Consider the following 12,267-nt stretch of genomic DNA (forward strand, 5'->3'; position numbering starts at 1 on the left):
GACTCAGCGGGCCGTGGCGACGTAGCGGTGTCCGGCGCGTGCGGTGAAGGTGATGGTGTCGCCGTCCGCGCGTGACGGCACCTCGCGGCCGGTGCCGGCGTCCACCAGCCGGTAGCCGTCGCCGAACAGGGCGCCGCGCGCCGTGACGGGCCCGTCCCGGCCGGTGGTCAGCGCGATCTCCCGGGCCAGGCCGTCGGACCAGCGCACGTCGACCGTGACGTCACCGCGGGCCCGCAGGCCCGTGCAGGAGCCGTCGCGCCACTCCCCCGGCAGGGCCGGCAGCACGTGCACCACGCCGTCCTGGCTCTGCAGCAGCATTTCCGCGATCCCGGCCGTGGCGCCGAAGTTGCCGTCGATCTGGAACGGCGGGTGGGTGTCCCAGAGGTTCGCCGTGGTGCTGCCGATCAGCTGCTCGGCCAGCATCGCGTGCGCGTGGTCGCCGTCGAGGAGCCGCGCCCAGAAGTTGATCTTCCAGGCCTTGCTCCACCCGGTGCCGCCGTCGCCGCGCGCGGTCAACGAGGTCCGTGCGGCGGCGGCGAGTTCCGGGGTCGTGAGAGGGCTGATCCCGTTGCCGGGGAACAGCGCGAACAGGTGCGACACGTGCCGGTGGGTGTCGGCGGGGTCGTCCCAGTCCTGCTTCCACTCCTGCAACTGGCCCCAGGAGCCGATCCGCGTGCCGGGGTCGAGCCGGTCGAGCGCCTTGCGCACCTCGGCCCCGAACGCGGTGTCGCCCACGTCGTCGGCGGTGGCGGCGACGTTGGCGAACAGCTGCCGGACGATCTGCTGGGACATCGCCGCGCCCGCGGAGAAGTCGCCGTGCTCGGGCGAGAAGCTGGGCGTGACGACGAGCGTGCCGTCGCGCGGGTCCACCTCCAGCCCGTCGAGCCAGAACTGGGCGAGCCCCTTCAGCACCGGGTACGCCCGTTCACGCAGGAACCGGCGGTCACCGGTGAACAGGTAGTGCTCGTAGTAGTGCTGCGCCAGCCACGCGCCCGCTTCGGGGAACCAGAACGCGGTCGCCCAGTCGTGCACGCCCGTGAAGCCGAATGGGTTGGTCTCGTTGTTGACGACCCAGCCGCGGTTGCCGTGCACCTGCCGGGCCGTGACGGCGCCCGGTTCGCGCAGCCCGTCCACGAAGTCGAACAGCGGCCCGGTGGTCTCGGCGAGGTTCGTGGTCTCGGCGGGCCAGTAGTTCATCTGCAGGTTGATGTTCACGTGGTAGTCGGCGCTCCACGGCGGCGTCACCGAGTTGTTCCACACGCCCTGCAGGTTCGCGGGCAGGGAGCCGGGCCGTGACGAGGAGATCAGCAGGTAGCGGCCGTACTGGAAGTAGAGGGCTTCCAGCGCGCGCCGGGCCGGGGCGGGCGCGGTGGGGTAACCGCGCAGGAGTTCGTCGGTCGGGACGTCGACCGGCTGCTGCCCGAGGTCGAGGCGCACGCGGTCGAACAGCGCGCGGTAGTCGCGCAGGTGGGCGTCGAGGAGCCGGCGCCAGCCCTTCGCCGAGGCGGCGTCGACGGTCCGCCGGACGCGGTCGTGCGGGTCCGGGCCCCGGTAGGTCGGGTAGTCCTCGGCGTAGTCGGTGCCCGCGGCGAACACCAGCACCGCGCTGTCGGCGCCGGCCACGGTGAGCGAGCCGTCGGCGTTGTCGGTGCGGGTTCCCCCACGGTGGAGCAGCTGGAGCTGCGACTCGAAGCGCAGGCCGTTGTCGTGCAGGGCGCCGGTGAAGGTGGCCCGGCCGCCGTTCGCCGTCATCCGCTTCGAGCGGTTGTCCGGCGCGGTGATCGAGGCGGTGAACCCGATCCGGCCGGGCCGGTCGGCCGAGAGCCGGGCGACGATCACGCAGTCGGCCGCGGAGGCGAAGTACTCCCGGGTGTACCGCACGCCGTCCGCCTCGTACGACACCGAGGCGACCGCGCGGGACAGGTCGAGGGCACGCCGGTAGTCGGCGACCTCGGCGGGCGGGTCGGTGAGCGCCAGGGCGAGCTCGCCGAACGGCTGGTACGCGCCGAAGCCGCGCCGCCTCAGGCCCAACGCCGCCGCGACGGTGTCCGGCGAGACCCGGTGGTCGCGCTCGATCAGCTCCCGGACGCCGCCGAGCGCGTCCGGTCGCGGGCCGGTCCAGTTGCCGAAGTCGTAGCCCTCCGCGGAGCCGGGGCCGCCGGTCCACAACGTCTTCTCGTTGAGCTGGACCCGCTCCGTCGCCACGGTGCCGAACACACCGCCGCCGAGCGCGCCGCTGCCGATGGGCAACGACTCGCGCTCCCAGTCGGCGGCGGGCTCGTCGTACCAGAGCGTGAGCGCCCGCTGGTCCACCCCGGCCACCGCCTCATCCGTATCGGGGGCGGCGACACCGAAGGCCAGACCCGCGACGACGACCGCTGCCACACTGCTGCGTGCCCGTTTCCTGCGTCCTCCGCGACCGCCGGCGGCACCCGCGGGCGGTGGTCGCGGTGTGGTGGTGACGATAACAAGACATCCGAGCTGTCGAAAACCCTCCAGCCAGACAAGTCTCGACATACCGTAGTGGATGCGGAAGATTACTACGCGCGGTGACGACCAGCCGAGTCGCCAACGGCGAGACATCGGAGGGCTCTCCGTCCGGCTATGACCAGCCATGCCGCAGACGGCCGCACCGAACGTGCCCCTAACCGGTGGATTGACCCGCTGAGCCGGGGGAAGCCCAGGGGGACGCCGAGTCGGAGGAGCCGGGCCGTGGACGGTGAGATCGGGCTGCGCGTGGACGGGCGGCGCAGGCGGTTGCGCGTGGACACCAGGACGACGTTGCTGGACGCGTTGCGCGACGGCCTCGGGGCGACCGCGCCCAAGAAGGGCTGCGACCACGGCCAGTGCGGCGCGTGCACCGTGCTGCTGGACGGCCGCCGCGTGATCACCTGCCTGACGCTCGCGGTCGCGCACGACGGGGCGGAGGTCACCACGGCCGAAGGGCTCGCGGACGGCGAGCGGCTGCACCCGGTGCAGGAGGCGTTCGTCGAGCGGGACGCGCTGCAGTGCGGCTTCTGCACCCCGGGGCAGGTGTGCTCGGCGATCGGGGTGCTGGACGAGGTGGCGGCCGGCCACCCGAGCGCGGTCACCGAGGACCTGACCGGGCCGGTGGAGCTGACCGACGACGAGATCCGCGAGCGGATGAGCGGGAACCTCTGCCGGTGCGGCGCGTACGTGAACATCGTGGACGCGGTGCGGGACGGTGCGCGGTGAGGCCGTTCGACTACCGACGCGCGCCCGACCCGGAGGGCGCCGTCGCCGCCGCGACCGGGTGGGCCGAGGTCGCGTTCCTCGCCGGCGGGACCAACCTCGTCGACCACCTGAAGCTCGGCCTCGCCGCGCCCGACGTCCTGGTCGACATCAGCGGGCTGCCGCTGGACGCGGTGGACGAGCTGCCCGACGGCGGCCTGCGGATCGGCGCGACCGTGCGCAACGCCGACCTGGCCGCGCACCCGGTGGTCCGGCGGGACTACCCGCTGCTGGCGCGGGCGCTGCTGTCGGGCGCGTCCGGGCAGATCCGGAACCTGGTTACGACCGGCGGGAACCTGCTCCAGCGGACCCGGTGCGTGTACTTCCGGGACCCGACCACGCCGTGCAACAAGCGCGAGCCGGGCACGGGGTGCTCGGCGATCGGCGGCTACACGCGGCACCACGCCATCCTGGGGGCGTCCGCGCACTGCGTGGCCACGCACCCGTCGGACCTGGCGGTGGCGATGGCGGCGCTCGACGCGCAGGTGACCGTGCTCGGCACGGCGGGACGGCGGGTGGTCCCGCTGGTCGAGCTGCACCGGCTGCCCGGCGACGAGCCGCACCGCGACACCGTGCTGGCGCCGTCGGACCTGATCACGTCGGTCGACCTGCCGCCGTTGCCGCCGGGCGCGCGGTCGTTGTACCGGAAGGTGCGCGACCGGGCGTCGTTCGCGTTCGCGCTGGTGTCCGTCGCGGCCGTGCTGCGGGTCGAGGACGGCGTGGTGCGCGACGTGCGGATCGGGCTCGGGGGTGTGGCGCACAAGCCGTGGCGGGCCCGGCGGGCGGAGGACGTGCTGCTCGGCTCGCCGGCCGACGAGGAGGTGTTCCGGCGGGCGGTCGACGCGGAGCTCGCGGGCGCGGCGCCGTTGCCGGGCAACGGTTTCAAGGTGCCGCTGACCCGCAACCTGGTGGTGTCCGCGCTGCGCGAGCTGAGCCGGGAGGAACGGTGACGGGCCTGCTGCGCACCCGCGCGCTCGGCCGGTCGCCGCGTCGGGTGGACGGGCAGGCCTTGGTGACCGGCACCGCGCGGTACGCGGGCGACCAGCACGTGGTGGACCCCGCGTACGCGCACCTGGTGCAGGCCGAGGTCGCCCGCGGTGTGCTGACCGGGGTGGACGTCGCCGCGGCACAGGCCGTGGACGGTGTGCTGGCCGTGCTGACGCCGGACGGCGCACCGAGCCTGGCGTCCACGGACGACGCCGAGCTGGCCGCGTTCCAGTCGCACGAGGTGGCGTTCCGCGGTCAGGTCGTCGCGGCGGTGATCGCGCGGACCCGGGAGATCGCGCGGGAGGCGGCGGCGCTCGTCCGCGTCCGGATCGACGAGCAGCGGCACGACGTGCGGCTGAGCGCCGACCGCGACGACCTGTACGCGCCGGAGCGGGTGAACACCGGCGCGGCGACCGACACCGCGTCGGGCGACGTCGCGACGGCCCTCGCCCACTCGCCGTTCACGCTCGACCAGAGCTACACCACGGCCTGGTACCACAACAACCCGATGGAGCCGCACACCACCACGGCCCTGTGGCTGGACGGCGACCTGGTCCTGTACGAGTCCACGCAGGGCGTGCACACCACGCGTGCGGCGATGGCGGAGGTCTTCGGGCTCGAACCCGGGCGGGTGCACGTGATCGCGCCGCACGTCGGCGGCGGCTTCGGGTCCAAGGGCACGCCGCACGTCCACACGGTCGTCGCCGCGATGGCCGCGCGGGAGCTGCCCGGCACGCCGGTCAAGCTCGCGCTCACCCGGCCGCAGCTGTTCTCCCTCGCCGGCTACCGGACGCCCACCCTCCAGCGGGTCCGGCTGGGTTGCGACGCGGACGGGCGGCTGGCCGCGATCGCGGTCGACGCCGTCTCCCAGACCTCCCGGATCAAGGAGTTCGTCGAGCAGACCGCCGTGCCCAGCCGGATGATGTACGCCGCGCCGAACCGCGCCACCACCCACCGGGTGGCCGCGTTGGACGTCCCGGTGCCGTCGTGGATGCGCGCGCCCGGCGAGTGCCCCGGCATGTTCGGGCCCGAGGTGGCGGTGGACGAGCTGGCGAACGCCTGCGGCGTCGACCCGGTGGAGTTCCGCGTCCGCAACGAGCCGGCGGTGGAACCGGAGTCGGGCAAGCCGTTCTCCAGCCGCAACCTGGTCGCCTGCCTGCGCGAGGGCGCCCGCCGGTTCGGCTGGGAGCACCGCGACCCGACGCCGCGCGCCCGTGCGGAGTCGGGGTGGTTGATCGGCACGGGGGTCGCGGCCTCGACCTACCCGGTGAACCGGACGCCGGGCTCGGCCGCCACGGTCCGCTGCACGGGCCCGCGGCGCTACCTGGTCCGGATCGGCGCGGCCGACCTCGGCACCGGCACGTGGACGTCCCTGGCGCAGATCGCGGCCGACGCGCTGGGCGTCGACTTCGCCGACGTGGACCTGCGGATCGGCGAGACGGCGTCGCCCAAGGCGTCGGTGGCCGGCGGCTCCTCCGGCATCACGTCCTGGGGCTCGACCGTGGTCGCGGCGGCCGAGGCGTTCCGCGCGGAGTTCGGCGACGACCCGGCCGAAGGCGCCGAGGCGGGCGCGGAGATGCCCGAGGACGACGCGGGCGACACGTACGCGATGCACGCGTTCGGCGCGCAGTTCGCCGAGGTGCGGGTGCACGTCGACACCGGCGAGGTCCGGGTGCCCAGGCTGCTCGGCGTGTTCGCGGTGGGCCGGGTGGTCAACCCGCGGCTGGCCCGGTCGCAGCTCGTCGGCGGCATGACCATGGGCCTGTCCATGGCGCTGCACGAGCGCGGCGTGCCGGACCCGCGGTTCGGGCACGTGGTCAACCACGACCTCGCCGAGTACCACATCGCCACCAACGCCGACGTGCCGCACGTGGAGGCCCACTGGGTCGAGGAGCACGACCCGCGCACCAACCCCATGGGCGCCAAGGGCGTCGGCGAGATCGGCATCGTCGGCACCGCCGCCGCCATCGCGAACGCGGCGCACCACGCGACCGGCGTCCGCGTCCGCGACCTGCCGTTGACGCTCGACCACTTCCTCTGACGTCCGAACGGTGACGAGTTGGTCCGTTCGGGTCTCGCCCGCCACGCCGCGTAGTGCCTACGGTGCGAATTTCCCTTCGCTCGGAAGGCTCATCGGATGGCAGCCAAGCACGTCGTCGGCACGATCATGAAGTACCGGCACCGGAAGTCCGTCATCCTCGAGAACGGCCTGACCCTGGACGGTGCCGACGCGGTGAGGATCGCCCGCATCGACCGGACCAGGCCCAAGCCGGCGGACCGCGCCCGCGCCGTCGAGGTGGAGACCTCGATCGGCGTCTACTGGGTCCGGCTCGACCAGGTGAGCGTCGTCAAGGCCGCGGACGTGGTCCACACCTGGACCTTCACCGGGAAGCTCACCCGCGCGCAGCTGGACCTCGTGCGCAAGGAACTGGACAAGGTCTCCCGGTAAGGGCTCACGGCAGCAGCACGTCCAGGAACGGGTTGCTGAACACCCGGTGCGGGTCGTGCGCGTCGAGGGTGGCCAGGGCCGCGTCCCAGCTCGGGTCGGGGCCCTGCCGGTAGCTGTCCGGCACGGTGGAGGTGAGCACCGTGCGGTCGGCCCACGCCGCCTCGTCCGTGTAGGCCCAGCCCTTGGACCACTCGGCGCGGGTCGTCGCGTACGCGCCCGTGTAGTTGGTGAAGAAGAACTGCTCCAGCTCGCGGTAGAACGCCGCCGCGCCGGGCGCGGTCGGGAACGTCAGCACGTCGAACCACACCGCGACGTCCCACTCGGGGTGGTCCGCTCGCGGCCGCACGGCGGACAGCGCGGGCTTGCGCGCCCCGGGCACGCCCACGTGCGCCGGGTCGTCCAGGCCGCCGACGCGGATCTCCACCTGACCGGTGACCGGGAACAGCCCCCGTGCCTTGTAGGACAGCAGGAGGGCTTCGTAGAACGCGGCGAAGTCGCTGACCACGCGCTGGACCTCGGCCCGGCTGGTCAGCACCGCGTAGCCGTTCGCGGTCTCGCGCAGGGTGGTCGGCTTGACGTAGAGCAGCAGGTTCTTCGACGCGCCCCACAGGTCCGAGGTGAGCGTGGCGGTCAGCCCGGTGGCCGCGGTCGTGTACTGCAACCGGCCGAACGTCGGGGTGAGCGCCCACGCGCCGGTGATGAGCAGGTCGGCGAGGTCGGAGACCGGCTTGGGCACGTTGTCGGAGAACACGTAGTTGTACGGCGCGACGACGTGGCGTGAGGTCGGCGGCTTGGTCGGCGCGACGCTCCACGTCTTGAGCCACGGGTGGTCGGTGAAGACGAACCAGATCGCCTCGACCCGGCCCGCCTGGTCGAGGAAGCTCGCGAACGTGCGGGTCGCGCCGCTGCCCGGCGGCGCGAACAGCTCGCCGGTGGGGATGTCGACCCGGCTGACGCAGCGCAGGTTCTGGTTCGCGCCCACGCGGAGGGTGACCTCGGTCAGGAACGCGCGGCCCACGTGGGTCAGCAGCGCGGCGCACTCGGGCTCGTCGCGCTGGAACGTGCGCAACCGGTACTCGCCGCCGTCCCACACGACCGCCGTCAACGACATGATCAGGTTGCTCAGCGAGCCGTAGGTGTGGCCGGGCGGCCGGGTCTCGCCGACGGCCGGGACGGACGTGCCGTGGCCGTTGATCGCGAGCACGCCGCCGACGGTCAGGTCGCCCGGCGCGGGCGTGTTGGTCATGCCGAGGCCCGCGTCCTCCAGGAACGCCAGCAGGTCGTCCATCGACGCGCCGGTCTGCACGCACACCGCGTCCGGCAGCACGGTCATGGCCTTGAGGTGCCGGGTGGTGTCGACCAGCACGACGCGGTCCGCGCCGGTGGTGTCCGCGGTGACGGTGAGCGGCGCCCAGCCGTGCCGGAAACCCCGTGGCCGCAAGGTGAAACCCTGGCCGTGCGCCCAGTTCGCGAGCAGCGCCACCTCGGCCGGGGTGCGCGGCGCGCACGTCCACAGGTCGTCGGTGCGGATCTCGCCGGCCCAGTTCTGGTACGCCTGCCGGTACAGGTCGATCCCCGCCGGGAAGGCGGGCGGCGGGTCGCCCGCGACCTCGCCCGGTGACAGGGCGGCGACCGGCAACCACGCGACGGCCGAGGCCCCGAGGAAGCGGCGGCGGGAGAAGGCATCGCCGAAGTGGCTCATGGACCGACCATAAGTGCGCTGGTGACGGCCTGCGCGTCGCGGAAGGGAGGTTGGGCCGAACAGCGCAGCGTGATCGTCTCGGTCGGGGTGGACCACCGCTCGGTAGAGCAACAAAGCGGTCGCCGGGCGCGGGCGGGTGGCGTTACGTTCCGGCGGTGGCGGAGATCCAGGGCACGTGCGACGACCGGTTCGGCGGGGTGCGCGACGCCTTCGCGGCGTCACTGGACGAGGTCGACGTCGGCGCGTCGGTCGCGGTGTACGTGGACGGCGAGCCGGTGGTCGACCTCTGGGGCGGTCACGTCGACGTGGCGCGCACCAAGCCGTGGGAGCGCGACACGATCGTCAACGTCTGGTCCACCACCAAGACGATGGTGGCGCTGTGCGCGTTGATGCTCGCCGACCGGGGCGTGATCGACCTGGACGCGCCGGTCGCCGAGTACTGGCCGGAGTTCGCCGCGGCGGGCAAGGGCGGCGTGCGGGTGCGGCACGTGCTCGGCTACACCGCCGGTCTGCCGACGTGGACCGAGCCGATCACCGTGCCCGACCTGTTCGACTGGGAGGACGCGACGGCACGGCTGGCCGCGCAGCCCGCCCGGTGGGAACCGGGCGCGGTCGGCTGCTACCACCCGTTGACGCAGGGGTTCCTGATCGGCGAGGTGGTCCGCCGCGTCACCGGCCGCACCCTCGGCGCGTTCTTCGCCGAGGAGGTGGCCGGGCCGCTCGGCGCCGACTTCCACATCGGCCTGCCCGCCGAGCACGACCACCGCGTCGCCCCCGTGATCCCGCCGCCGGGCAAGTCCGACATCGCGGCGCCGGGCCTGGACGGCGAGGAGCCCAACCCGGCCATCGTGGCGCAGGACGCCAACACCGCCGCGTGGCGCCGGGCCGAGGTCCCGTCCGCGGGCGGGCACGGCAACGCGAGGTCGGTCGGCCTGGTGCAGTCGGTGCTGGCGTGCGGCGGCTCGGTCGGCGGCGTGCGGCTGCTGTCGGAGGCCGGGTGCCGCCGGGTGCTGGAGGAGCAGTTCCGGGGCGTGGACCACTACCTGGACGTGCCGATCCGGTACGGCCTCGGCTACCGGGTCGAGGGTCGGACGTGCTCCTGGGGCGGGTGGGGCGGTTCGGTCGTGGTGGTCGACCTGGACACCCGGCTGACCGTGGCGTACGCGATGAACCAGATGCTGGAGGAGGGCACGCTGGGCGACAACCGCGGCCTCGGCCTCGTGCTGGCCGCCTACAACGGGCTCGCTACCTCAGCCTGACCGGCAGCGCGAGGTGCCCGTTGGAGATGAACGAGTGGACGGGTTCCAGCTCGTCGGCGGGCACGGCGAGCGCGAGGTCCGGGAAGCGGTCGAACAACGCCGGCAACGACACCTCGGCCTCGATGCGGGCCAGCGGCGCGCCCAGGCAGTGGTGGACGCCGTGGCCGAACGACAGGTGCGTCTTGTCCGCACGCGTGAGGTCGAACCGCCCGGCGCTGTCGCCGTGGACCGCCGGGTCGCGCCCGGCGGCGGCGTAGGCCGCGAGGATCGCCTCGCCCCGCCGGATCGTCACGCCGGCCAGCTCGATGTCCTCGACGGCGTAGCGCAGCGGCAGGTTCGCCACCGGCGCCTGCCACCGCAGCGTCTCCTCGATCACGTCGCCCCAGGAGCGTTCGCCGGAGCGGACGAGGTGGAGCTGGTCGGGGTGCGTGAGCAGCGCGGTGATGGCCTGGTCCAGGAGGTTGACGGTGGTCTCGTGACCGGCGGCGATCATCAGGATGAGGGTGTCGACCAGTTCGGCCTCGGTCAGCCCGGCGTCGCCCTCGTCCCGGGCGGCGATCAGGCCGCTGGTCAGGTCGTCGCCCGGCGCCGCCCGCTTGGCCGCGACCACGTCGTCGAGGATCTCGTAGAGCCGGACCTGGTTGGCCATCGCCTCCTCGGGCGTCGTCGTGGTGGCGAACAGGCTGTCCACGATCCGGCGCAGCTCCGGGCGGGCGTCGTCGGGCACGCCCATCAGCCGGCAGATGACCTCGATCGGCAGCGGGTAGGCGAACTCGGCGCGCGCGTCGACCACGTCCGGTCCGGCGGCGAGCCGCTCGATCAGGTCGGCCGAGATCTCCTCGACCCGCGGGCGCAGCGCCTCGGTCCGCCGGGCGGTGAACCCCTTGGAGATCAACAGGCGCAGCCTGCGGTGCTCGGCGCCGTAGGCGGTGAACATGTTGTGCGACGTGACCCAGAGGTACAACGGCCAGTCCGGCGATATGCCCGCCAGGGCGGGCCAGTGCCGGCGGGCGTCCTTGGAAACGCGCGGATCGGCGAGCAGGCCGCGCAGCAGGCCGAGGTCGCCGACCGACCACGCCTCCACCCCACCGGGCAGCGCGACCCGGGTCGCCGGTCCGCGGGCGCGCAACTCCGCCGCCTCGCGCTGGATGTCGCGGCCGGCCGGGTCGAGCACGTAGGTTTCCATGCACTCATCGCTACCGCATGATCACTATCCGTACAAGGCGCTGTGCGGGTTGTGCAGCGGACATGTCCCGCCGGGCAACGGGGTTCACGCGTTCGGCCCCCGTGCCCCTAGGTTCGGCGCATGGCACTGGTGTGGCTCCCCCTGGACGACCGGACGGTCGACGGGGTCCTGGCGTTGGCGGGCTCGTCGTGGGCGCGGGCGGGGTTGGACGACGCGTGGGTGGCGGCGGGGTGGCCGCTACCCGAGGGGCGGTCGTTGGCGGAGGAGGTCTACGGCGCGGCCGAGTACCGCTTCGACGTCGACGACCACCGCTGGGTCAGCGTGGCGATGCGGTTCGACCCGGACGAGGTGATCGGTTTCTTCCACGCGTTCGCCACCTACCTCGACGAGCACGACCCCGAAGACCAGGACGTGCGCGACCTCGTGTCCGCCGGCGTCGCGCCGTGGTCGGCCGACGCGCTCGCGACGCGGGCCGAGTTCGACGCGCGGCACGCCGAGGCCGTGGCGCGGTTGACCGACCGCCTCGGCGAGCCGCAGGTCGTCGGCACGCACGACGACGAGTGGCACCACGCGGTCTGGCGGGTGGGCGACTGCCTGGTGGTGCTCGCGCAGGGCGAGAACTTCGACCTGTACGGCATGGCCGACGACGCGTGCCTGTGGCTGGTGCGGCACGAGCCGGACCAGCCGGTGCCGACGGGCGACGCCCTGTACGCGTTCCTGTGCGGCGACACCGCGCCCGCCTGACGTCCGCGGCTCGTCAGCCGCGGAACGGTTGCCACGTCAGGCGACCTTCCTCGACGTGCGCGAGCTGGGCGGAAGCGCGGAGGTGCCGGGCCCGGGCCCGCTCCGCGTAGGCCTCACGCGCTCTGGTGCCGCGGGTCACCGCGTTCGCGACGTCGGAGAGCAGGTCGGCGACACTGGTCCACCACGGGCCGGTCTGGCAGCCGTCGTCGGCGCTCCAGTGCTGCACGCAACCGTGCCACCGGCCGGGGCGCAGGTCGACGACCAGGTGGTCGCCCGTGCCGTCGGCCGCGATCGGGACGAACACATCGAGGAACACCGCGGCGCGGTCTCCCGCCTCATCGGACCCCGAGGCCCGGTGCGAGGTGGCGGTGCCCGGCGTCACGAGGAGTCGGCGGGCTTCGAGCGCGCCCCGCGCGGAGTGCGGTTCGTAGAACGGCGGGAACAACGCGCCGTCGCCGTCGGGCAGTCCCGTGCCGCCGCAGAGCCGCCACCACGTGGCGAGGTCGGCCGGCAGCGGGACGGGGACGTCCTCGACCAGCTCGGCGAGGTCCGCCTCGGAGGCCGCGGCCAAGGCTGCCGCGGTGACCGGTGCGCGGGTGCGCAACCAGGTGGTGATGCGCTGCCACGACTCCCCGACCGCTTCCGGCATGGTCGACATCCTGCCGCACCCGGCGGTGCGGCGGGTGCG

10 protein-coding genes are annotated in these 12,267 nt (G+C 73.6%); 6 read left to right on the forward strand and 4 right to left on the reverse strand.

Annotated features, from left to right (window positions below):
- Positions 1-3 precede the first annotated feature (3 nt).
- A complete protein-coding gene (locus ACZ7GX_RS19800) occupies positions 4-2,322 on the reverse strand; it encodes a glycoside hydrolase family 95 protein (RefSeq protein ID WP_498778503.1) in 2,319 nt (772 codons plus the stop codon).
- A gap of 390 nt (positions 2,323-2,712) precedes the next feature.
- Between ACZ7GX_RS19800 and ACZ7GX_RS19805 the strand changes: the two genes are divergently transcribed.
- The 4 genes from ACZ7GX_RS19805 to ACZ7GX_RS19820 all read left to right on the forward strand — a co-directional run bounded on the left by ACZ7GX_RS19805 (position 2,713) and on the right by ACZ7GX_RS19820 (position 6,688).
- Positions 2,713-3,216 (forward strand): 2Fe-2S iron-sulfur cluster-binding protein, encoded by a 504-nt coding sequence (locus tag ACZ7GX_RS19805; protein ID WP_498778504.1) that lies wholly within the window; start codon positions 2,713-2,715, stop codon positions 3,214-3,216.
- Positions 3,213-4,202, forward strand: a complete 990-nt coding sequence (locus ACZ7GX_RS19810; protein WP_498778505.1) for an FAD binding domain-containing protein — start codon at positions 3,213-3,215, stop codon at positions 4,200-4,202. Before ACZ7GX_RS19805 ends, ACZ7GX_RS19810 begins: the two co-directional genes overlap by 4 nt.
- A complete protein-coding gene (locus ACZ7GX_RS19815; RefSeq protein WP_498778506.1) occupies positions 4,199-6,280 on the forward strand; it encodes a xanthine dehydrogenase family protein molybdopterin-binding subunit in 2,082 nt (693 codons plus the stop codon). Before ACZ7GX_RS19810 ends, ACZ7GX_RS19815 begins: the two co-directional genes overlap by 4 nt.
- A 96-nt stretch (positions 6,281-6,376) precedes the next feature.
- Entirely contained in the window at positions 6,377-6,688 is a 312-nt protein-coding gene (locus tag ACZ7GX_RS19820; RefSeq protein ID WP_498778507.1) for a hypothetical protein, read from the forward strand.
- Positions 6,689-6,692: 4 nt separating this feature from the next.
- On the opposite strand, the gene ACZ7GX_RS19825 is transcribed toward ACZ7GX_RS19820, so the two are convergent.
- Complete coding sequence (locus tag ACZ7GX_RS19825) at positions 6,693-8,390, reverse strand: cholesterol oxidase substrate-binding domain-containing protein (protein WP_498778508.1); 1,698 nt, start codon at positions 8,388-8,390, stop codon at positions 6,693-6,695.
- A 155-nt stretch (positions 8,391-8,545) separates the two neighbouring features.
- Here ACZ7GX_RS19825 and ACZ7GX_RS19830 point away from each other — a divergent pair, with 155 nt between their 5' ends.
- A complete protein-coding gene (locus ACZ7GX_RS19830; protein WP_498778509.1) occupies positions 8,546-9,649 on the forward strand; it encodes a serine hydrolase domain-containing protein in 1,104 nt (367 codons plus the stop codon).
- Here ACZ7GX_RS19830 and ACZ7GX_RS19835 read toward each other — a convergent pair.
- A complete protein-coding gene (locus ACZ7GX_RS19835) occupies positions 9,636-10,835 on the reverse strand; it encodes a cytochrome P450 family protein (protein ID WP_498778510.1) in 1,200 nt (399 codons plus the stop codon). The two genes, ACZ7GX_RS19830 and ACZ7GX_RS19835, sit on opposite strands and share 14 nt — an antisense overlap.
- 120 nt (positions 10,836-10,955) lie before the next feature.
- On the opposite strand from ACZ7GX_RS19835, the gene ACZ7GX_RS19840 reads away from it, so the two are divergent.
- Entirely contained in the window at positions 10,956-11,579 is a 624-nt protein-coding gene (locus ACZ7GX_RS19840; protein WP_498778511.1) for a hypothetical protein, read from the forward strand.
- A gap of 13 nt (positions 11,580-11,592) precedes the next feature.
- Here ACZ7GX_RS19840 and ACZ7GX_RS19845 read toward each other — a convergent pair whose 3' ends face one another.
- Positions 11,593-12,228, reverse strand: a complete 636-nt coding sequence (locus tag ACZ7GX_RS19845; RefSeq protein WP_498778512.1) for an SMI1/KNR4 family protein — start codon at positions 12,226-12,228, stop codon at positions 11,593-11,595.
- Between the last annotated feature and the right edge of the window lie 39 nt (positions 12,229-12,267).

Source organism: Actinosynnema sp. NPDC037264 (assembly GCF_055603705.1).